Below are 24809 nucleotides of genomic sequence, written 5' to 3' on the forward strand. Positions count from 1 at the left end.
CCCCGGCCTTACGGCTGACCGCCCGGCGGCGGCGACAACTCCGGGGCGCCCCCCGGCCCTACGACTGACCGCCGGCGGCCGACGACAACTCCGGGGCGTCACACCTCCCTGCGGCCGACCGCAGGAACCCCGCCCCGGCCGGATCGCCCGCCGGGCTGCGTCCTCCCGCGTCCTCCTGCACCCGAACACCAGGTGGGTGCGGCAGCTGCGGTCGCTTCGCCCGGACGGATCGCCCGCCGCGCTCCCGGGCCGGTCAGCCCCCACGGTCGTCTCCTTGGGGCGCCCGGCACCTCGCCGCAGCGTTCCCGGCCCCAACTCCCGTCGCATAAAGGGCCGTAGAGCGACACGGCCGAGCTCCGGGCCGACGCCCCGGCCTGCGCGAACAGCGAACTGCGGACGATTTCCAAGGGTTTCCCCAAACAACCCGGCCGCGGACCGGAATCGGGTGACCGCGCGGGTCATGCTGTCCCCACCGCACGAGGAGATCACCACCGGCGGGGCCCCACCGGGCGCCCCGGCCCGGCACCCGGGCCTCCCCGCGGCACCACCGTCACCGAACCGAACAGCATGGGGGCAGTCCATGACGAATGAAGCGCAGCTTCGGGACTACCTCAAGCGGGTCACCGTCGATCTCCACACCACCCGCCGCAAACTGCGGCAGCTGGAGGCCCGCGAGCAGGAGCCCATCGCCATCATCGGCATGAGCTGCCGGCTGCCCGGAGACGTGCGCACCCCGGACGACTTCTGGAACCTGCTGATCTCCGGAACCGACGCGGTGACGGACTGGCCCGCAGACCGCGGCTGGCCCACCGTCCCCGGCACCGACCCCGGCCACCGCCGGGGCGGCTTCGTCCACGACGCCGACCGCTTCGACCCCGCCTTCTTCGGCATCTCCCCGCGCGAAGCCCTCGCCATGGACCCGCAGCAGCGCCTGCTGCTCGAAGTGGTCTGGGAATCCCTCGAACGCGCGGGCATCGACCCGGCCGCCCTGCGCGGCAGCCGCTCCGGCGTCTTCGTCGGCTGCAGCGACCAGGGGTACACCTCCGGCCTGACCGAGGTGCCCGAGGACGTCCGCGGCCACCTCCTGACCGGCAACTCGATGTCCGTCCTCTCCGGCCGTGTCGCCTACACCCTCGGCCTGGAGGGCCCCGCCGTCACCGTCGACACCGCCTGCTCCTCCTCCCTGGTCGCCCTCCACCTGGCCGCCCAGTCGCTGCGGTCCGGCGAGTGCTCCCTGGCGGTCGTCGGTGGTGTCACCGTCATGTCCAGCCCCGGCGCCTTCACCGAGTTCGCCCGGCAGGGCGGCCTCGCGGGCGACGGCCGCTGCAAGGCGTTCTCCGACGACGCCGACGGCACCGGCTGGGCCGAGGGCGCCGGCATCCTCGTCGTGGAGCGCCTTTCCGACGCCCGCCGCAACAACCACCCCGTGCTGGCGGTCGTCCGCGGCAGCGCCGTCAACCAGGACGGCGCCTCCAACGGCCTGACCGCGCCCAACGGCCTGTCCCAGCAGCGCGTCATCCTCGCCGCCCTGGCCAACGCCGGACTCCCCGCCACGGACATCGACGCCGTGGAGGCCCACGGCACCGGCACCGCGCTCGGCGACCCGATCGAGGCACAGGCGCTGCTGGCCACCTACGGCCAGGGCCGTCCCGCCGACCGTCCCCTGCTGCTCGGCTCGGCCAAGTCCAACCTCGGCCACACCCAGGCCGCCGCCGGCGTCGTCGGCGTCATCAAGTCCGTCCTCGCCCTGCGCCACGGCGTACTGCCCCCCACGCTGCACGCCGAGCGGCCCTCGACCCATGTCGACTGGACCGCCGGTCACGTGCGGCTCCTCACCGACGCCCACGACTGGCCGGAGACCGACCACCCGCGCCGCGTCGGCGTCTCCGCCTTCGGTGTCTCAGGCACCAACGCCCATGTCATCGTCGAACAGGCACCGGAGCCGACGGCCGAAGAGGCGGGCGTCGCCGACCGGACCGACGGCACCGACCGGGCCGACCGGACTCCGCGGGCGAGCCTTCCGGTACTGCCCTGGGTCCTGTCCGCCCGCGACGAGGAGTCCCTGCGCACCCAGGCCCGCCGCCTGGCCGACCACCTCGCCAACCGGCCGGACGCCGACCCCTACGACCTGGCCGCGTCCCTCGCCACCACCCGCACCGCACACCCGTACCGTGCCGCGGTCCTGGGCGCCGGCCGCGCGGAACTCCTGTCCGCCGTCGAGGCGTTGGCCCGCGGCGAAGCCGCTGCGGACGTCTTCACCGACACCGCGCAGGAAGCGGGCAAGGTCGCGTTCCTGTTCTCGGGTCAGGGTGCGCAGCGCGCGGGTATGGGGCGTGAGCTGTACGAGGTGTTCCCGGTGTTCGCGGAGGCCTTCGATGCGGTGTGCGCGCATGTCGGCGGCGAGTTGAAGGATGTCGTCTTCGGTGATGACGCGGAGCGTCTGGGGCGTACGGAGTGGACGCAGCCGGCGTTGTTCGCGGTCGAGGTGGCGTTGTTCCGGCTGCTGGAGTCCTGGGGCGTGCGCCCGGACTTCGTGGGCGGGCACTCGATCGGTGAGATCGCTGCTGCGCATGTGGCCGGGGTGCTGTCCCTGCAGGACGCCTGCGCCCTCGTGACAGCCCGGGGTCGGTTGATGCAGGCTCTGCCGTCGGGTGGGGCGATGGTGGCGGTGGAGGCTGCCGAGGAGGAGATCGTCCCGCTGCTGGAGGGGCGTGTGGTGTCGGTGGCGGCGGTCAACGGCCCGAGGGCCGTGGTGATCGCGGGCGACGAGGCGGCCGTGTCCGAGGTGGCCTCCGAGCTGGCCGGGCGCGGCCGCCGAACGACCCGTCTGCGCGTCTCCCACGCCTTCCACTCGCCGCTGATGGAGCCGATGCTGGCGGAGTTCCGCCAGGTCGCCGAAGGCATCACCTACGCCGCCCCGGCCCTGCCGGTCGTCTCCAACGTCACCGGACAGCTCGCGGCCGAAGGGGAGTTGACCACTGCCGAGTACTGGGTCCGGCACGTCCGCGAAGCCGTCCGGTTCGCCGACGGTGTCGCCACTCTCGCGGCGTCGGGTGTCACCCGGTTCGTGGAGATCGGCCCGGACAGCACCCTCACCGCGCTGGCCCGTACCTGCGTGGCCGACGACCGCGGGCTGCTCTTCCTGCCCGCACAGCGCAAGCAGGGCACCGAAGCCCGCAACCTGATCGGTGCATTCGCCGGGCTGCACCTGCACGGGGCGGCGGTGTCGTGGCCCGCCCTGCTTCCGGGCGCCCGCGTCGTCGAGCTGCCGACCTACGCCTTCCGCCGCGACCGCTACTGGCTGGAGCGCTCGTACGCCGAGGACGGTGCCGCGCTCGTTTCTTCCGGGCCACATCACCACGTCGTCTGGACCCCGGTCCAGGGGCTGCCGGAAACCGCGCGGCTGTCCGGGCGCTGGCTGCTCGCCAGGCCCGCGTCCCTTGAAGGCGACGACGGATGGGACGGCGCGCTGACCACCGCGCTGCTCGACGCGGGCGCCGACGTGGTCACCGTGGACCACCACCTCCTCGACACGCGGGCCGAGCTGGCAGGCCGTATCGCCGCCGCCGTCGGGGACGGCCCGGTCACCGCGATTCTCTCCGCGCCGGCGCGCAGCGGCTCGGTGGACGACGTGCCCGAAGGCGTGCCCGCCACCGCATTGCTTCTCCAGGCCCTCGGTGACGCCCGAGTCGACGCTCCGCTGTGGGCGCTCACACGGGGCGCCGTGACCGCCGACGCGAACGATCCGGCACCCGATCCCGCGCAGGCCGCCGTCTGGGGCCTGGGCCGTGTCGCCGCCCTGGAGCACCCCCACCGCTGGGGCGGGCTCGCCGACCTTCCGCCGACGCTGGACCAGCGTTCCGCGGCGCGGCTCGTCGCCCTGCTCGCCGACGGCACGACGGGCCCGTACCCGCGCGAGGACCAGGTCGCCGTCCGCGCCGCCGGCGCCTTCGCCCGCAGGCTGGCACCCGCCGCTCCCTCCGCGGACGCGGCCTGGCAGCCGACCGGAACCGTCCTGGTGACCGGCGGCACCGGTGCGCTGGGCGCCCGAGTGGCCCGCTGGGCCGCACGACAGGGAGCCGCGCGCCTCCTCCTGGTCAGCCGACGGGGTGCGCAGGCGCCCGGAGCGGAGGCCCTCGCCGAGGAGCTGCGCCGTCTGGGCAGCGACGTCACGTTCGCCGCCGTCGACCTGGCGGACCGTGAGGCGGTCCGGGAACTGCTCGACGCGCACCCGGTGGACGCCGTGGTCCACACGGCCGGCGTCATCGACGACGGAGTGCTCGACGGCCTCGGCCCGCAGGCCTTCCGCTCCGTGTTCGCGGCCAAGACGACGGGGGCGCGGCACCTCGACGAACTGACCCGCGACCGCGACCTGTCCGCCTTCGTCCTGTTCTCCTCGTTCGCCGGCACCGTCGGCTCGGCCGGGCAGGCCAACTACGCCGCCGCCAACGCGTGGCTCGACGCCCTGGCAGAGCGGCGGCGGACCGAGGGCCTGCCCGCCACGTCCCTCGCATGGGGGCCCTGGGCCGGCGGCGGCATGGCGGCCGACGCCGACGCCGAGGGCCGCCAGGTGCGCGGCGGTGTCGGCCTGCTCGACCCCGACCGGGCCTTGGAGGCCCTCGCCCTCCACGCCACCGGGGACCACGCCACGCCGCTGGTCGCCGACGTCGACTGGGACCGCTTCGGCGCCGCCTTCACCGCCGTCCGCCCCAGCCCGCTGCTCACCGAGGTCTACGGCCGCCCGGCCGAGGCCCGCACCACCCCGGTTGCGGCCGGCCTGCGTGACCGCCTAGCCGGCCTGACCCCCGAACGGCGTCGGCACGAGCTGCTGGCCGAGGTGCGCACCCGCGCCGCGGCGGCCCTCGGCTACGCCGGGGTCGAACAGGTGGGGGCGGAGCGGGCGTTCCGTGACCTGGGCGTCGACTCGCTGATCGCGGTCGAGCTGCGCAACACCCTCGCCGCCGCGTGCGGTCTCGCGCTTCCGACGACGGTGGTCTTCGACCACCCGACACCGCAGGCCCTCGCCGGCCACCTGCACGACGAACTCTTCGGCGACACCGACACCACCGTCACGGCCACCGTTTCCGCGGCCGCCGTCACCGACGAGCCGGTGGCGATCGTCGGGATGGCCTGCCGTTTCCCGGGCGGCGTCGACTCTCCGGAGAGCCTGTGGGCGCTGCTGGAGGAAGGGCGCGACGGCATCACCGACTTCCCCGCCGACCGCGGCTGGGACCTCGACCGGCTCTTCACCGCCGATCCGGACAACCCCTACGCCAGCCACACCGCGAGCGGAGGCTTCCTCGACGGCGTCGGCGCCTTCGACGCGGAGTTCTTCGGTATCTCGCCGCGTGAGGCGTTGGCGATGGATCCGCAGCAGCGGTTGTTGCTGGAGTCGTCGTGGGAGGCGGTGGAGCGTGCGGGGATCGATCCGAGGTCGCTGCGCGGGGCTCAGGTGGGTGTGTTCACGGGTACCAACGGGCAGGACTATCCGGCCTTGTTGGGTGTGGCGGAGGGTGACTTCGGCGGGTACGTCGGCACGGGCAACGCGGCGAGCGTGATGTCCGGTCGCCTTGCCTACGTCCTGGGCCTGGAAGGTCCCGCGGTCACCGTCGACACCGCCTGCTCTTCCTCGCTCGTCGCGCTGCACATGGCGGTGCGGTCGTTGCGGTCGGGGGAGTGTGATCTGGCCCTGGCCGGTGGTGTGACGGTGATGTCGACGCCGGGTGCTTTCGTGGAGTTCAGTCGTCAGGGTGGTCTGGCGGGTGACGGCCGGTGCAAGGCGTTCGCGGAGGGTGCGGACGGTACGGGCTGGGGTGAAGGCGTCGGGGTACTGCTCGTTGAACGGCTGTCCGATGCGCAGAAGCATGGTCACCGGGTGCTGGCGGTGGTGCGCGGTTCGGCGGTGAATCAGGATGGTGCGTCGAACGGTTTGACGGCGCCGAACGGTCCGTCGCAGCAGCGCGTCATCCGCGCGGCCTTGGCGGATGCCGGGGTGTCGGCGGCGGACGTGGACGCGGTCGAGGCGCACGGGACGGGTACGCGGTTGGGTGACCCGATCGAGGCGCAGGCACTGCTGGCCACCTACGGACAGGACCGCGAAGTCCCCCTGTATCTGGGGTCGGTGAAGTCCAACCTGGGCCATACGCAGGCGGCCGCCGGTGTGGCCGGTGTGATCAAGATGGTGGAGGCTTTGCGGCGCGGTGTGCTGCCGGCGACGCTGCACGTGGACGAGCCGTCCTCGCGGGTGGACTGGTCGGCGGGCGCCGTGCGACTGGTCACGGAACAGCAGGAGTGGCCGTCGGTCGACCGGCCCCGCAGGGCGGGAGTCTCCTCCTTCGGTCTCAGTGGCACCAACGCGCACGTCATCCTCGAACAAGCCCCGCAGGAGACGGCCGCCCCGGCCGACCCCGCGGCCCTGCCCGTGATCCCCTGGGTGCTGTCCGGGCGTGGTGCCGATGCGCTGCGCGCGCAGGCCGCCCGGCTGCTCGACGCCGTACGCTCGGCCCCCGACGCCGACCCCCTGCGGATCGCCTCGGCGCTGGCCACCTCCCGTACCGCCTTCGAGGACCGCGCCGTCGTGCGAGGCCGTTCCCGCGAGGAACTGCTGGCCGGTCTGGCCGAGTTGGCAGCCGGTGAACCCACTGCACAGGTCACCGTCGGCACCGTCGCCGAGGGCCGCACGGCGTTCCTCTTCTCGGGTCAGGGTGCGCAGCGCGCGGGTATGGGGCGTGAACTGTACGAGGCGTTCCCGGTGTTCGCGGAGGCCTTCGACGCGGTGTGCGCGCACGTCGGTGTGGAGCTGAAGGATGTCGTCTTCGGTGACGACGCGGAGCGCCTGGCGCGTACGGAGTGGACGCAACCCGCCCTGTTCGCCGTCGAGGTGGCGTTGTTCCGGCTGCTGGAGTCCTGGGGCGTGCGCCCGGACTTCGTCGGCGGCCACTCCATCGGTGAGATCGCGGCCGCTCACGTGGCCGGGGTGCTGTCCCTGGAGGACGCCTGCAGGCTGGTGGCGGCAAGGGGCCGGCTGATGCAGGCCCTGCCCGAGGGCGGCGCCATGATCGCGGTGGAGGCCGCCGAGGACGAGGTGCTGCCGCTGCTGGCCGGGCGTGAGGTGTCGGTGGCGGCCGTCAACGGTCCCCGTGCCGTGGTGATCGCGGGCGACGAGGCGGCCGTCTCCGAAGTCGCCGCCGAGGTGGCCGGACAGGGCCGCCGCACCACCCGTCTGCGCGTCTCCCACGCCTTCCACTCACCGCTGATGGAACCGATGCTGGCGGGATTCCGTGAGGTCGCCGAAGGCATCACCTACACCAACCCCTCCCTCCCGATCGTCTCCAATGTCACCGGACAGCTCGCGGCCGAGGGGGAGTTGACGACCGCCGACTACTGGGTCCGCCACGTCCGCGAGGCCGTCCGGTTCGCCGACGGCGTCGCCGCCCTCGCGGCGGAAGGCGTCACCCGGTTCGTCGAGATCGGCCCCGATGCCACCCTCACTGCCCTCACCCACACCGTCCTCGGTGACGCCACCGACCCGGTCTGCGTGGCCGCGCAGCGCAAGGACCGGTCCGAGGCGGATGCCCTGACCGCCGCACTCGCGAGCCTGCACACGACGGGCGCGCGGGTGGACTGGGCCGCGGTGTTCCGGGCCGCCGAAGCCGCCGAAGCCGCCGAAGCCGCCGAAGCCGCTGAAGGCGCTGAAGGCGCCGGCGCTGCCGGTGCCGCCGGCACCGTGCCGCTGCCCACCTACGCCTTCCAGCGCCGCTGGTACTGGCCCGAACCGCGCCGTGCCGACGAGCGGGCGGCCGGGACCGCAGCGTCCGCCGCGTCCGCCGAGGACGCCTTCTGGCAGGCCGTCGAGCGCGGTGACACCCGTGAACTCGCCGACGCGCTGCACCTGGACGACAGCACCCTCGGCACCGTGCTGCCGGCGCTGTCCTCCTGGCGGCGTGCCACGACGGAGCGGCTCACCGCCGACTCGTGGCGCTACCGCATCCGCTGGCAGCGCCTCGACGGCGCCGCCGCCCAGGCCGGTCCGGACACCCGGCGGTGGCTGCTGCTCCAGGCCGGGGCCGGGGGCGACGGCGCGCTCAGCGGCATCGAGGAGTTCCTGCCCCGGATCGAGCGCCTGGTCTGCCCCGCGGAGGCCGACCGGACCGTGCTGGCCGGGCTGCTCGCCGCGGCCGCCGAGGGTGACCCGGTCGCCGGCGTGCTCTCCTGCCTGCCCGGCGTCGGTGCGGCCCTGGCCGTCGTCCAGGCCCACGGCGACGCCGGACTCACCGCGCCGCTGTGGCTGCTGACCAGCGGTGCCGTCACCGTCGGCGGCGGCACGGAGGCCGTCGTCGAACCGGGTGCCGCCGCCGTGTGGGGGCTGGGCCGCGTCGCCGCGCTGGAGCACCCCGACCGCTGGGGCGGGCTGCTCGACCTGCCCGCCCGGCCGGACCGCCGTGCGCTCGCCCGCGCCGCCGCCGTCCTGGTCGCCCGGACCGAGGACCAGGTCGCCGTCCGCGGCGGCACCGCCCACGCCCGCCGCCTCGTCCCCGCTCCGGCGCCCGCCGCCGCGACCGAGCAGTGGACCGCGCCCCCGCGTGTCCTCATCACCGGCGGCACCGGGGCCCTCGGCTCCCGGGTCGCCCGCTGGGCCGTCGAGCACGGCGCCCGCGAACTCGTCCTCACGAGCCGCCGCGGCCCCGACGCGCCCGGTGCCGACACCCTGCGCGCCAACCTCGCCCGGCTCGGCGCGAAGGTCACCGTCGTCGCCTGCGACACGGGCGACCGCGACGCCGTCGCCCGGCTGCTGGCCGCCCACCCCGTCGACGCCGTGGTGCACTCCGCCGGCGTCCTCGACGACGACGTGATCACCGACTGCACGCCGGACCGGCTCGCCGCCGTCCTGCGCGCCAAGGCCGACGCGGCCGACCACCTCGACGCCCTCACCCGCGACAGCGACCTGTCCGCGTTCGTCGTGTTCTCCTCCATCGCCGGCGTGTGGGGCAGCGGCGGACAGGCCGCCTACGCCGCCGCCAACGCCCACCTCGACGCCCTGGTGGAACGCCGCCGCGCCCGGGGCCTGACCGGCACCGCCGTCGCCTGGGGCCCCTGGGACGGCACCGGCATGGCCGCCGACCCGCGGGCGCAGGAGACGCTGCGCCGTCGCGGACTGCGCCCGCTCGACCCGGACGCGGCACTGACCGCACTCGGCCGCGCGCTCGCCGCCCGCGACACCGCCGTCGTCGTCGCCGACGTCGACTGGGCCCGGTTCGCGCCCGCGTTCACCACCGGCCGCCCGAGCCCCCTGCTCGCCGACCTGCCCGAGGCTGCCGCACAGGCCACCACCGGCCCCGCCACCGCGTCCGCCACGACCGCGTCCGCCACCACCGCGGGCGGCGCACTGCGCGACCGGCTCGACCCGCTGCCCGCCGAGGAGCGCGACGCCGTCCTGCTGGAGCTGGTGCGCCGTCGCGCCGCCGTCGCGCTCGGCCACGCCGACCCGGCCGCGGTCGCCGAGGGCCGCGCCTTCCGTGACATGGGCTTCGACTCGCTCACCGCCGTCGAACTGCGCAACGACCTCACCGCCGAGACCGGTGTCGCCCTGCCCACCACCCTCGTCTTCGACCACCCCACCCCGGCCGCCGTCGCCGCCCACCTGCGCGAGCGGATGTACGGGACGGGCGAACAGCGGTCGGAGACGGCCGTGGTGACCACCGGCACCGATCCGGTCGTCATCGTCGGCATGGGCTGCCGGCTGCCCGGCGGCGTCGACAGCCCCGACCGGCTGTGGGAGCTGCTGGCGAGCGGCGGTGACGCCGTCGGCGAGTTCCCCCAGGACCGGGGCTGGGACCTCACGGCCCTGCTGGAGGCCAGCGACACCCGCTCCGGTGGCTTCCTCGCCGACGCCTCCGCCTTCGACGCCGCCTTCTTCGGCATCAGCCCCCGTGAGGCCCAGGCCCTCGACCCGCAGCAGCGGCTCTTTCTGGAGACCTCCTGGGAGGCGCTGGAGCGCTCCGGTGTCGCCCCCACCTCGCTGAAGGGCTCCCGCACCGGCGTCTTCGTCGGCGCCGGCAGCTCCGGTTACGCCACCGGCCTCACCGAGGTCCCCGAAGGGCTCGGCGGGCACCTTCTCACCGGTCAGGCCGGGAGCGTGGTCTCCGGCCGCGTCGCCTACACCCTCGGCCTGGAGGGCCCGGCCGTCACCGTCGACACGGCCTGCTCCTCCTCGCTGGTCGCGCTGCACCTCGCCGTGCAGTCGCTGCGCTCCGGCGAGTGCGACCTCGCCCTGGCCGGCGGCGTCACCGTCATGGCCGACCCGGGCGCGTTCGTCGAGTTCAGCCTCCAGGGCGGTCTCGCCCCCGACGGCCGCTGCAAGGCGTTCTCCGACGACGCCGACGGCACCGGCTGGGCCGAGGGCGTCGGCGTCCTCGTCGTCGAACGGCTCTCCGACGCGCGCCGCAACGGCCACCCGGTCCTCGCCGTCGTCGAGGGCACCGCCGTCAACCAGGACGGCGCGTCCAACGGCCTGACCGCCCCCAACGGCCCCTCCCAGCAGCGCGTCATCCGCCAGGCCCTCGCCTCGGCCGGCCTCTCCCCGGCCGACGTGGACGCCGTGGAGGCGCACGGCACCGGCACCACCCTCGGCGACCCCATCGAGGCACAGGCCGTGCTGGCCACCTACGGCCAGGACCGGCCCGCCGACCGCCCGCTGTGGCTGGGCTCCGCCAAGTCCAACCTCGGCCACACCCAGGCCGCCGCCGGAGCCGTAGGCCTCATCAAGATGGTCCTCGCGCTGCGCGAGAACACCCTCCCGCGCACCCTGCACACCGAGCGTCCTTCCTCGCGCGTCGACTGGAGCACCGGAAACGTCCGGCTGCTGGGCGAGCCCGTCGCCTGGCCCGCCGGCGACCGCCCCCGGCGCGCCGGTGTCTCCGCCTTCGGCGTCTCCGGCACCAACGCGCACGTCATCGTCGCCGAACCGCCCGCCGGGCCCGCCCCCGCGGCCCACCCCGCCGAACGCGCCGAGCGCGCCGAGCGCGCCGTGGCGTGGGCGCTGTCCGCGGGCGGCCCGGCCGCGCTGCGCGACCAGGCCGCCCGGCTCCTCACCCACCTTCAGGACCGCCCCGGGGCGCACCCGGCGGACGTGGCCCACGCCCTGGCGTTCACCCGCGCCTCCCTGGAGCACCGCGCCGTCGTCACCGGCACCGGTCGCGACGCCCTGCTGACCGGCCTCGCCGCGCTCGCCGAGGGCCGCGGCGCACCCGGCGTCGTCACCGGCGACACCCTCACCACCGGGGGCGGCACGGCCTTCCTCTTCGCCGGACAGGGCACCCAGCGCCCCGGCATGGGCCGCGCCCTGTACGACGTCTTCCCGGCCTACGCCGACGCCTTCGACACCGTGTGCGGGCACTTCGACGGGCTGCTGCCCCGACCGCTCGCCGAGGTCATGGCGGACGCCGACGCCGGCACCCTGAACCGCACCGAGTACGCCCAGCCGGCCCTGTTCGCCGTCGAGGTCGCCCTCCACCGGCTGCTGGAGTCCCTCGGGGTGCACCCCTCCCACCTCATCGGCCACTCCGTCGGCGAACTGGCCGCCGCCCACGTGGCCGGAGTGTTCTCGCTGCCCGACGCCTGCCGCCTGGTCGCCGCCCGCGGCCGGCTGATGCAGGCCCTGCCCGAGGGCGGCGCCATGATCGCCGTGGAGGCCGCCGAGGAGGAGGTGCTGCCCCTGCTCGCCGGCCGCGAGGACACCCTGTCGCTCGCCGCCGTCAACGGTCCCCGCTCGGTCGTCGTCGCCGGGGACGAGGACGCGGCCGACGCCGTCGCCGCGCACTTCGCCGCGCTGGGCCGCAGGACGAGCAGGCTCCGCGTCAGCCACGCCTTCCACTCGCCGCACATGGAGGCGATGCTCGACGAGTTCCGCGCGGTCGCCGCCGGCGTCGCGTACGCCGAACCGCGCATCCCGGTCGTCTCCGACCTCACCGGCCGGCCCGCCGCCCCCGGCGAACTCACCGACCCCGAGTACTGGGTACGGCACGTGCGGCACACCGTGCGCTTCGCCGACGGGGTCGCCGCCCTCCAGGAGCTGGGCACCACCCGGCTCGTCGAACTCGGGCCCGACGCCACCCTGACCGCCCTCGCCCAGACCGCCTGGCGGGGCGGCGCCCCGCTCGCCGTGCCCACGCTGCGCGAGGACCGGGACGAGACCGAGACCCTGCTGACGGCCGTCGGCGCCCTGCACACCCGCGGCGTCCCGGTCGACTGGCGCGCCCTGCTCGCCGTCACCGCCCCCGGCTCCCGCCCGGTGGAACTCCCCACCTACGCCTTCCAGCACCGCCCCTACTGGATCGCGCCCACCACGGCGTCCGGCGACCCGGCCGCCGCCGGACTCGTCGCCGCCGACCACCCCCTGCTCGGCGCGGTCGTCCCGTCCGCGGTCGACGACACCCTGCTGCTGACCGGCCGGCTGACCGCCGACGGCAACGGCTGGCTCGCCGCGCACCGGCTCGGCGGGACCGCCGTACTGCCGAGCACCGCCTTCCTCGACCTCGCCCTGCACGCCGGTGCCGTCGCGGGCCGTCCGCAGGTCCGCGAACTGGTCCTGGAGAGCCCGCTGCCGCTGCCCGAGCACGGCGGCGTCGCCCTGCAGATCCGCGTCGAGGCCCCCGACGCCCGCGGCGACCGCCCCTTCGGCGTGTACGCCCGCGCCGCCGCCGGCCCCACCGCCGGCTGGACCCGGCACGCGGGCGGCATCCTCACCGCCGACACCGACGCCCTGTCCCTTCCCGTCCACGACCTCACCGCCTGGCCGCCGCCCGGCGCGCGGGAACTGCCCACCGACGGCCTGTACCCGCGGCTGCGCGAGGCCGGTCTGGACTACGGGCCCGTCTTCCAGGGCCTGCTGGCCGCATGGCGGGACGACACGGCCGTGTACGCGGAGGTCGCCCTGCCCGCCCGGGCCGCCGACGAGGCCGCCCGCCACGACCTGCACCCGGCCCTCCTGGACGCCGCCCTGCACCCGCTGGGCCTCGGCGCCTTCGACGGCCTCGGCGACGGACGTGTGCTGTTCTCCGCCGGACCGGCCCGCCTGCACGCCACCGGCGCCACCACCCTGCGGGTCCGGCTCGACCGCACCGGCCCCGACACCCTCGCCCTCACCGCGGCCGACGCGGTCGGCGACCCCGTCCTGCAGATCGGCTCGCTGCTGCTGCGCCCGGTGCCCGGCATAACGCCCACCAGCACCACGGCTCCCACGGCCACGACCCGGGAACCGGCCCCGGCGGCCGAACCGGCCCGCCGCCGCGCCGCCGCCCGCAACCAGCCCGCCGGCAGCACGCTGGAACGGCTGGCCGCCAGGCCCGCCGCCGAACGCGCCCGCACCCTGCTCGCCACCGTCCGCGACCGCACCGCCGCCGTCCTCGGCCACGCAGGCGCCGACGACATCGAACCCGCCCGGCCCTTCACCGACCTCGGCCTGACCTCGCTCACCGCCGTGGAGCTGCGCAACGGCCTCAGCGCCGCGCTCGGCGTCACCCTGCCCGCCACCCTTGTCTTCGACCACCCCACCCCCGCCGCGCTCGCCGCACACCTCGCCGACGACCTGTTCGGCACCGCGAGCGCGGACACCCCCGCGGTCACGGCCCGGCGCCCCGTCGACGACGACCCGATCGCCGTCGTCGGCATGGCCTGCCGCTACCCCGGCGGCGTCAACAGCCCCGAGGACCTGTGGGACCTGGTGCGCGCCGGAGCGGACGGCATCTCGCCGCTGCCCACCGACCGCGACTGGAACCCCGAGCGGCTCTACCACCCCGACCCCGACCACCCCGGCACCGTCTACACCCGCGAGGGCGGCTTCCTGCACGACGCCAGCAGCTTCGACCCGGCGTTCTTCGGCATCTCCCCGCGCGAGGCCCTCGCCATGGACCCGCAGCAGCGCCTGCTCCTGGAGGTCTCCTGGGAGGCTCTGGAGCGGGCCGGCGTCGACCCGGCCGGTGCCCGCGGCTCCGACACCGGCGTCTTCGCCGGCGTCACCTACCAGGACTACGTCACGATCCTCGCCGCCTCCGACGACAACTTCGAGGGCTACGTCGGCACCGGCAACTCGCCCAGCGTCCTGTCGGGCCGCGTCTCCTACGCCCTCGGCCTGGAGGGCCCGGCCGTCTCCGTCGACACCGCCTGCTCCTCCTCCCTGGTGGCCCTGCACCTCGCCGCGCAGTCCCTGCGCCAGGGCGAGTGCTCCCTCGCCCTGGCCGGCGGTGTCACCGTGATGTCGACGCCGGGCTCCCTCATCGAGTTCAGCCGCCAGCGCGCCCTCGCCGAGGACGGCCGCTGCAAGCCCTTCTCCGCGGACGCCGACGGCGCCAGCTGGGCCGAGGGCGTCGGCATGGTCGTCCTCGAACGGCTCTCCGACGCCCGGCGCAACGGCCACCGGGTCCTCGCCCTCATCCGCGGCAGCGCCCTCAACCAGGACGGCGCCTCCAACGGCCTGACCGCCCCCAACGGCCCCTCCCAGCAGCGCGTCATCCGCCAGGCCCTCGCCGCCGCCGGACTGACCCCGCAGGACGTCGACGCCGTCGAGGCGCACGGCACCGGCACCACCCTCGGCGACCCCATCGAGGCGCAGGCCCTCATCGCCGCCTACGGCCAAGGCCGCGCCGAGGACCGGCCGCTGTGGCTCGGCTCGCTGAAGTCCAACATCGGGCACAGCCAGGCCGCCGCCGGTGTCGGAGGCGTCATCAAGATGGTGGCGGCGCTGCGCGAGGGCGTCCTGCCCCGCACCCTGCACGCCGAGAACCCCACCCCACACGTCGACTGGAGCGCCGGCCGCGTCGAACTGCTCACCGAGGAACGGCCCTGGCCCGACACCGGCCGCCCCCGCCGCGCCGGCGTGTCCTCGTTCGGCATGAGCGGCACCAACGCCCACGTCATCGTCGAGCAGGCCCCCGACGACACGACCGTACGGCCGCCCGCCACGACCGGACTGCCCGCCGTACCCGTCCTGCTGTCCGCCCGCACCCCCGCCGCGCTGCGCGCCCAGGCCGCCCGGCTCCGCACCCACCTGCGCACCCGGCCCGGCACCCCGCTCACCGACGTCGCCTACACCCTCGCCGTGGGCCGCGCCGCCTTCACCCACCGGGCCGCCGTCCTCGCCGACGACGCCGCCGGCCTCGACGAGACGCTCGCCGCGCTGGCGGCCGGCGGGCCGCTCACCGGGCCCGCCCTGCTCGCCGACGCCGTGCCGGGCGGCGCCGAACCCGTCCTCGTCTTCCCCGGCCAGGGCGCCCAGTGGGCCGGAATGGGCCGCGAACTCCTCGCCGAGTCGCCGGAGTTCGCCCAGTGGATCGACCGCTGCGAGCAGGCCCTCGCCCCGTACGTCGACTGGTCGCTGAGCGCCGTGCTGCGCGGTGACGAGGGCGCCGCCGACCTCGGCCGCGTCGACGTCGTCCAGCCCGCCCTGTGGGCCGTGATGGTCTCCACCGCCGCCCTGTGGCGGGCCCACGGCATCCGGCCCGCCGCCGTGGTCGGCCACTCCCAGGGCGAGATCGCCGCCGCCTGCGCGGCCGGCGCGCTGTCCCTGGAGGACGGCGCCCGCGTGGTCGCCCTGCGCAGCCGCGCCCTCACCCGCATCGCCGGCACCGGCGGCATGATGTCCGTGCCGCTGAGCGCCGACGACACCCGCGCCCGCATGGCCCCCTGGGAGGGCCGCCTCGCCCTCGCCGCCGTCAACGGCCCGTCGTCCTCCGTCGTGTCCGGCGAGGCGGGCGCGCTGGAGGAGATGCACGCCGCGCTCGTCGCGGACGGCGTGCGCGCCCGCAAGGTCAACGTCGACTACGGCTCCCACTCCCCGCAGGTCGAGGAGATCGAGGACGCCGTCCGGGACGCCCTGGCCGGCATCGAGCCGCGCGAGAGCGACATCCCCTTCCGCTCCTCCCTGACCGGCGACTGGCTGGAGACCACCGCCCTGGACGCCGGCTACTGGTACACCAACCTGCGGGAGACCGTCCGCTTCGAGGACGCCGTGCGCGGTCTGATCGACGCGGGCCACCGTGTCTTCATCGAGGTCGGCCCGCACCCGGTGCTCGCCGTCGGACTGCGCGACAGCCTCGACGCGGCCGGCGTCGACGGCGCCGTCCTCGGCTCGCTCCGCCGGGACCAGGGCGGCCTGCGCCAGTGGCTCACAGCGCTCACCGACGCCCACCTGCGCGGCGTGGACGTCGATTTCGGGACCGTGTTCGCCGGCACCGGCGCCGTCCGCACCGACCTGCCCACCTACCCCTTCGAGCACCGCCGCTACTGGCCCGCCGTACGCGGGACCGCCCCGGCCGACGCCGCCGGCGGTTCCCCGGCCGCCGACTCCGTCGAGGCCCGCTTCTGGGAGACCGTCGAACAGGAGGACCTGCGCGGCCTCACCGAGACCCTCGACCTTCCCGCCGACGCCCCGCTGAGCAGTCTCCTGCCCGCGCTGTCCCACTGGCGGCGCGCCGGCCGCGAACGCGCCACCGCCGACGCCCTGCGCTACGCCGTCTCCTTCAGCCCTCTCACCCTCGGCGCCGCCGCCCTCACCGGCACCTGGCTGCTCCTCGCCCCCGCCGCCGAGGCCGGACAGGACGCCACCGCCGACCACGTGGCCGACGCCCTCACCGCGGGCGGCGCCCGCACCGTCCGCCGGATCGCCCTGCCCGACGGCGCACCCGACCGCGCCGTGATCGCCGCCCTGCTCACGGCCGGCGAGGACACCGACCGGCCCGCCGGAGTGCTGTCCCTGCTCGCCCTCGACACCCGCGACCACCCCGGCCTCCCGGGCGTCACCGTCGGTCTCGCCACGACCCTCGCCCTCGTGCAGGCCCTCGGCGACCTCGGTGCCGACGCCCCCCTGTGGTGCGTCACCCGCGGCGCGGTCGCGGTCGGCACCGCCGACCCCGCCCCCGTACCCGCCCAGGCCCTGGTCTGGGGCTTCGGCCGGGTCGCCGCACTGGAACACGCCGACCGCTGGGGCGGCCTGATCGACCTGCCCGCCGACCTGGACGCCCGCACCGGCACCCGGCTGGCCGCCCTCCTCGCCGACCCCGGCCAGGAGGACCAGATCGCGCTGCGCGCGGCCGGCGCCTTCGGCCGCCGCCTGGTGCACGCCCCCGGCACCGCCGAGCCGGCCGAGCCCTGGAAGCCCGGCGGCACCGTCCTGGTCACCGGCGGCACCGGCGCCCTCGGCCGGCACGTCGCCCGCTGGCTCGCCGACCGCGGCGCCACCCGCCTGGTGCTGGCGGGCCGCCGCGGCGCCGACGCCCCCGGAGCCGGCGAACTGCGCGACGAACTCGCCGCCCGCGGCGTCGACGTCACCCTCGCCGCCTGCGACGCCGCCGACCGCACCGCTCTCGCCGACCTGCTCGCCGGACTCCCGGCCGACCAGCCGCTCGACGCCGTCTTCCACGCCGCGGGCGTCCTCGACGACGGCGTGATCGACTCCCTCACCCCCGAGCGCATGGCGGGCGTCCTGCACGGCAAGGCCACCGCCGCCCGCGTCCTGCACGATCTCACCCGCGACCTGGACCTGTCCGCCTTCGTCCTGTTCTCCTCCACCGCCGGCGTCCTCGGCGGAGCGGGCCTCGGCAACTACGCCCCGGGCAACGCCTACCTCGACGCCCTCGCCGCCGAGCGCCGCGCCGCGGGCCTGCCCGCCACGGCCGTCTCCTGGGGGCTGTGGGCCGACGGCGGCATGGTCGGCGACGCGGCGGGCGAGCGCATGCGCCGCCACGGCGTCCACCCCATGGACACCCGCACCGCCTGCCAGGCCCTCGGCCGGGCCCTCGACCTCGGCGACACCCACGTCGTCGTGACCGACCTGCGCTGGGACACCTACGCGCCCTCCTTCACCGCGCCCCGGCCCAGCCACCTGCTGGACGAACTGCCCGCCGCCCGCCGGGCCCTGGACGCCGCCGGCGACGACACGGCGTCCGGCACCGCCGACATCTCCTCGCTGCACGCCCACCTCGCCGCCCTGCCCGAGTACGAGCGGGCGGACGCCGTCCTGGGCATCGTGCGCAGCCACGTCGCCGGCGTCCTCGGCCACCCCTCCGCCGACGCGGTCGACCCCGCCCGGCCCTTCACCGACCTGGGCATCGACTCGCTCAGCGCGGTCGAACTGCGCAACGGCATGAACCGCATCACCGGCCTGCGCCTGCCCAGCACCCTCGTCTTCGACCACCCCACCTGCCGGGACCTGGCCGGCTTCCTGCTCGCGCAGGTCGCCGCGGACACCGGCGCCGGTGACACCCCCGCCCCGGCCGCGGCCGACGCCGTCCACCGCGCGCCCGCCGCGGAGGACCCCATCGCCATCGTGGCCATGGGCTGCCGTTTCCCCGGCGGCGTGCACACCCCCGAGCAGCTGTGGGACATGCTGCTGGCCGGCGAGGAGGGCCTGGTGCCCTTCCCCGAGGACCGCGGCTGGGACCTCGGCGTCCTCTTCGACGCGGAGCCCGGCAAGGCGGGCACCGTCGCCACCCGCACCGGCGGCTTCCTCGGCGACGCCGGCGGTTTCGACCCGGCCTTCTTCAACATCTCGCCGCGCGAGGCTCTCGCCATGGACCCGCAGCAGCGGCTGCTGCTGGAGATGGCGTGGGAGACGTTCGAGCGGGCCGGGATCGACCCGCGCGCGCTGCGCGGCAGCCGCACCGGCGTCTTCGCCGGCACCAACGGCCAGGACTACACAGGCATGCTCGCCGCGTCCGGCGAGGACTTCGAGGGCTACATGCTGACCGGCAACGCCGCCAGCGTCGTCTCCGGCCGGCTGTCGTACACCTTCGGCCTGGAGGGCCCGGCCGTCACCGTCGACACCGCCTGCTCCGCGTCCCTCGTCGCCCTGCACCTGGCCGTGCAGTCGCTGCGCGCGGGGGAGTGCGACCTCGCCCTCGCGGGCGGCATCACCGTCATGGCCTCACCGGGCCTGTTCGTGGACTTCAGCCGTCAGCAGGGGCTGGCGGCGGACGGCCGGTGCAAGGCGTTCGCGGACGCGGCGGACGGGACCGGGTTCTCCGAGGGCGGCGGTCTGCTGCTGGTGGAGCGGCTGTCGGACGCGCGCGCCAAGGGGCACCCGGTGCTGGCGGTGGTGCGCGGCTCGGCGGTGAACCAGGACGGCGCGTCCAACGGTTTGAGCGCGCCGAACGGCCCCTCCCAGCAGCGGGTGATCCGGGCCGCGCTCGCGGACGCCGGGCTGTCGGCCGCAGAGGTGGACGCGGTGGAGGCGCACGGCACGGGCACGCGGCTGGGTGACCCGATCGAGGCGCAGGCCCTGCTCGCCACCTACGGTCAGGAGCACGACGTGGAGCGTCCGCTGTACCTGGGTTCGGTGAAGTCCAACGTCGGTCACACGCAGGCGGGTGCCGGTGTAGCGGGCGTGATGAAGATGGTGCTGGCGATGGAGCACGGTGTGCTGCCGGCGACGCTGCACGTGGACGCGCCGTCCTCGCATGTGGACTGGGAGCAGGGCGCGGTCGAGCTGCTGACCGAGGCACGGGAGTGGACCGTGCCGGGGGACCGGCCGCGGCGTGCGGGTGTGTCGTCGTTCGGGATCAGCGGCACCAACGCGCACGTCGTCCTCGAAGCCGCCCCCGAACAGCCCGCCGCGGAGACGCCCGAAGTCCCCGCCGCCGCCCACGGCACGCTGCCCTGGGTCCTCAGCGCCCGCAGCCGCGACGCGCTGCGCGCCCAGGCCGCCCAGCTCCTCGCGCACGCCGGGCGGAACCCCGGCCACACCGCGGCCGACCTCGGCCTGTCCCTGACCGCGACCCGCACCGTCTTCGAACACCGGGCCGTCGTGCTCGGCGCCGACCGCGCCGCCCTCACCGACGGACTGCGGCTCCTCGCCGACGGCGAGACGGGACCGCACACCGTCACGGGCACCCACCGCGGCGAAGGCAAGACCGCCTTCCTCTTCTCCGGACAGGGCTCCCAGCGCCCCGGCATGGGCCGCGGCCTGTACGACGCCTTCCCGGCGTTCGCCGACGCCTTCGACGCCGTCTGCGCCCACCTCGGCGACGATCTGCGCGCCGTCGTCCTCGGCGACGACGCCGAGCGGATCAACCAGACCCGGTGGACCCAGCCCGCCCTCTTCGCCGTCGAGGTCGCGCTCTACCGCCTCCTCGAATCCTGGGGCGTGCGGCCCGACTTCGTCGCGGGCCACTCCATCGGCGAGATCGCCGCCGCCCACGTGGCCGGCGTCATGTCCCTCCCGGACGCCTGCGCCCTGGTCGCCGCACGCGGCCGGCTGATGCAGGAACTCCCCGAGGGCGGCGCGATGTTCGCCGTCGAGGCAGCCGAGGACGAGGTGCTGCCGCTGCTCGCCGGCCACGCCGACGCCGGCATCGCCGCCGTCAACGGGCCGCGCTCCGTGGTCGTCTCGGGCGCCGAGGCCGCGGTCGCCGAGGTGGCCGCCGAACTCGCCGCGGGCGGCCGCCGCACCACCCGGCTGCGCGTCAGCCACGCCTTCCACTCGCCGCTGATGGACCCCATGCTCGACGCCTTCCGCGAGGTCGCCGCCGGCATCGCCTACGCCCCGCCCCGTATGGCCGTGATCTCCAACGTCACCGGGCGGGCCGCCGCATCCGGCGAACTGCAGGACCCCGAGTACTGGGTCCGCCACGTCCGCGAGGCGGTCCGCTTCCACGACGGTGTCGCCTGGCTCGCCGCGCACGGAGCCGACCGGTTCTGGGAGATCGGCCCCGACGGCACCCTGACCGCCCTCGCCCAGGACTGCCTCGCCGGGGACACCGGCGACCGCCTGTTCGTCCCGTCGCTGCGCAAGGACCGCGACGAGGCCGACGCCCTGCTCGACGCCCTCGCCCGCGCCTTCGCCAAGGGCGTGGACGTCGACTGGCCCCGCCTCTTCGACGGCACCGGCGCCCGCGTCGTGCAGCTGCCCACCTACCCCTTCCAGCGCCGCCGGTTCTGGCCGCGCCCGCCCGCCCTGCTCGGCGACGTCACCGCCGCCGGCCTCGGCACCAGCAGCCACCCGCTGCTGGGCGCGGCCGTCGCCCTCGCGGACGGCGGCACCCACCTCCTCACCGGACGCCTGTCCCTGCACTCCAGCCCCTGGCTGAAGGAGCACGCCCTCACCAGCACCGCCCTGTTCCCAGCCACCGGCTTCCTCGACCTCGCCCTGCACGCCGGGGCACGCACCGGCTGCGAGCACGTCGCCGAGCTGACCATCCTGACCCCGCTCACCCTGCCCGCGCACGGCGGAGTCCAGGTGCAGGTCCGCGTCGAGGCGCCCGACGCCGGCGGCGCCCGGGCGCTCACCGTGCACGGCCGCCCGGACGACGCCCACCCCGACGACCCGTGGACGCTGCACGTCAGCGGCCTGCTCACCGCCCAACCGGCCGCCGGCGCCTCCCCGGCGTACGACTTCACCGCCTGGCCGCCCCGGGACGGCGAGGAGGTGCCGCTGGACGGGTTCTACGAGGCGTTCGCCGACCGCGGCCACCTCTACGGCCCGCTCTTCCAGGGGCTGACCCGGGTGTGGACGCGCGGCGAGGAGGTCTTCGCCGAGGTCCGCCTGCCCGCCGACGCCGACCCCGCCGCCGGCGCCTTCGACCTGCACCCGGCGCTGCTCGACGCCGCCCTGCACGCCGTGATGTTCGTGCCGATGGCGGACGCCGGACGGCTCCCGTTCTCCTGGAACGACGTCCGGCTGGACGCCGTCGGCGCCTCCGCCCTGCGGGTGCGCATGGTCCAGCGGGGCCCGGAGGCCGTCGCCCTCGAACTCGCCGACCCGGCCGGCCGCCCCGTCGCCTCCGTCGGCTCGCTCACCCTGCGCGAACTCACCGGCGACCTCGACGGCGCCACCGTCGGCAGCCCCGGCCGGCAGGGCCTGTACGAACTCGACTGGCAGCCGGTGACCCCCTCCGGTACACCGGCTCAGGCCGACTGGGCGGTCGTCGGCTCCGCGGAGGCCCGAGACCTGGCCGCGGCCCTGCGCGAGGCCGGGCACACCGTCACCGTCGTCCCCGGCCCGGACGCCCTCGCCGACGCCGCCCCCGTACCGGACACCGTGCTGTACGCCGTGCCGGCCGCCGGCCGGGCCGCCGACGGCGACCCGGCGCGCCGGGCGCGGGACCTCACCGCCGAGGTGCTGGCGTTCCTCCGGCGGTGGCTGGACGACCCGGCGTTCGCCGCGGCGCGCCTCGCCGTCGTCACCCGCGGCGCCGTGCCCACCGGGCCCAGGCCCGCGGACCCGGCCCAGGCCGCCGTCTGGGGCCTGGTCCGCTCCGCCCGCACGGAGAACCCCGGGCGCCTGGTCCTCGTCGACACCGACGGCACCGCCGCCTCCGCCGCGGCGCTGCCCGGCGCGCTCGGCGACTCCGCGTTCGAACTGGCCGTGCACGACGGCTCCGTGACCGCGCCCAGGGTGGTGCCGCTGGCCGCCGACCGGGCCCTCGTCCCGCCGCCCGGCACCGAGGCGTGGCGGCTCGGCGTCGAGCGCAAGGGCACCCTGGAGGGGCTGCGGCTCATCCCCTGCCCGGAGGTCACCGCCCCGCTCGGCCCGCGCGAGATACGGATCTCGATGCGCGCCTGCGGCGTCAACTTCCGCGACGTCCTCACCGCGCTCGGCATGTACCCGGGCGACGCCACCGCCATCGGCCTGGAGGGCGCCGGCGTGGTCACCGAGACCGGCGCCGACGTGACCTCCGTCGCCCCCGGCGACCGCGTGATGGGCATGTTCGCGGGCGCCTTCGGACCGGTCGCCGTCGCCGACGAGCGCATGGTCGCGCCCATCCCGAAGGGCTGGAGCTTCGCGGAGGCCGCCACCGTCCCGATCGTCTACCTCACCGCCTACTACGCCCTCGTCGACCTCGCCGCACTGAAGCCCGGCGAGAGCGTCCTCGTGCACGCCGCGGCCGGCGGTGTCGGCTCCGCCGCCGTCCAGCTCGCCCGCCACCTCGGCGCCGAGGTCTACGGCACCGCGTCCCCGGCCAAGTGGGACGCGCTGCGCGCCGCCGGCCTCGACGACCGCCACCTCGCCTCCTCCCGCGACCTCGGCTTCGAGGAGCGGCTGCGCACCGCCACCGGGGGCCGCGGCGTCGACGTGGTCCTCGACTCCCTGGCCGGGGAGTTCGTGGACGCCTCCCTGCGGCTGCTGCCGCGCGGCGGACGCTTCCTGGAGATGGGCAAGACCGACGTCCGCGACCCGGCCGCGGTCGCCGCCGGCCACCCCGGCGTCCGCTACCGCGCCTTCGACCTGGTCGAGGCCGGACCCGACCGGATCGGCGAGATCCTGCACGAGCTGGCGGACTTGTTCGACCGGGGGGTGATCGAGCCGCTGCCGATGACCGTGTGGGACGTGCGCCGCGCCCCCGAGGCGTTCCGGTACCTCAGCCAGGCCAAGCACGTCGGCAAGGTCGTCCTCACCGTCCCGGCCGACCCCGACCCCGAGGGCACCGTGCTGCTCACCGGCGGCCTCGGCGGGCTGGGCCGCGCCACCGCCCGGCACCTGGTCGCCGAGCACGGTGTCAAGCACCTGCTGATCGCCGGCCGGCGCGGCCCGGACACCCCCGGCGCGGCCGGCCTGCGCGCCGAACTCGCCGCCCTGGGCGCCGAGGTGACCGTCGCCGCCTGCGACGTCGCCGACCGCGCCGCGCTCGCCCAGCTCCTCGCGGGCATCCCCGCCGACCGGCCGCTGACCGCCGTCCTGCACACCGCGGGCGTCCTCGCCGACGGCGTCCTCACCTCCATGACGCCCACCCGGCTCGCCGAGGCGCTGCGGCCCAAGGCCGACGCCGTCGTCGCCCTGCACGAGCTGACCCGCGACCTGGACCTGGCCCGGTTCGTGGTCTTCTCCTCCGTCGCCGGCACCTTCGGCGGCGCCGGACAGGCCAACTACTCCGCCGCCAACGCCTTCCTGGACGCCTTCGCCCACCACCGGCGCGCCCTCGGCCTGCCGGCCGTCTCCCTCGCCTGGGGCACCTGGCTGCCGGACGCGGGCATGACCGGCGACCTCACCGACGCCGACCGGGAACGGCACGCCCGCACCGGCATGGTGCCGCTCGGCCCCGAGCGCGGCATGCGCCTGCTGGACGCCGCGTCGGCCTCCGACCGGGCCGCCCTGCTGCCCATGGACCTCGACGCCGCCGCCCTGCGCGAGCACCACGACGTCCTGCCGGTCCTGCTGCGCGGCCTGGTCCGCACCCCCGTCCGCCGTCGCGCCGACGCCGCCCCGGCGGCGGCCGGAGCCGCCACGGCCACCGAGGCGACCCTGGCCGAACGGCTGGCCCCGCTGTCCGCCGGGGACCGCGAGCAGCTGCTCCTCGACGTGGTGGCCGAACAGGCCGCCGCCGTCCTCGGGCACGGCTCGGCCGACGCGATGGAACCCGACCAGACCTTCAAGGAGCTCGGCTTCGACTCCCTCACCGCGGTCGAACTGCGCAACCGGCTCGGCGCGGTCACCGGACTGCGGCTGCCCGCCACCCTGGTCTTCGACTACCCGACGCCGCTCGCCCAGGCCCGGCACCTGCTGGACGCCCTCGACCTGCCCGAGCCGCCCGGCACCGCACAGGCCCTGCTCGGCGAGATGGACCGCCTGGAGAGCGCCCTGCGCGACGCGGCCGTGGACGGCGAGGACCGCGAGCGGGTCACCGCCCGGCTGCGGGAGCTGCTCTCCAGCTGGCAGGGCGAACCGGTCCCCGCGGCCGGCGCCCCCGTCCCGGTGGAGGACGACGAGGAGCTGGCCGGGGTCGAGACGCCGGGCGACCTCTTCGACCTGATCGACCGCGAGCTGGGAGACGCATGAGCACCCCGCCGCCCTCCCGACCGCACCCGACGCCCCGGCCCCGCCG

1 protein-coding gene is annotated in these 24809 nt (G+C 76.1%); it reads left to right on the forward strand.

Annotation, left to right across the window (positions count from 1 at the left end; all coding sequences use genetic code 11):
• The first annotated feature begins 580 nt into the window (after window positions 1-580).
• On the forward strand, window positions 581-24763 hold the full coding sequence (locus ACF07N_RS05070; RefSeq protein WP_392108499.1) for a type I polyketide synthase: 24183 nt from the start codon (window positions 581-583) through the stop codon (window positions 24761-24763).
• The last annotated feature ends 46 nt before the right edge of the window (window positions 24764-24809 follow it).

Source organism: Streptomyces sp. NPDC015242 (assembly GCF_043079125.1).
GTDB lineage: Bacteria > Actinomycetota > Actinomycetes > Streptomycetales > Streptomycetaceae > Streptomyces.

Coding starts and splice junctions, on each gene's coding strand:
- ACF07N_RS05070 (WP_392108499.1), top strand. CDS start 581: ATGACGAATGAAGCGCAGCTTCGGGACTACCTCAAGCGGGTCACCGTC.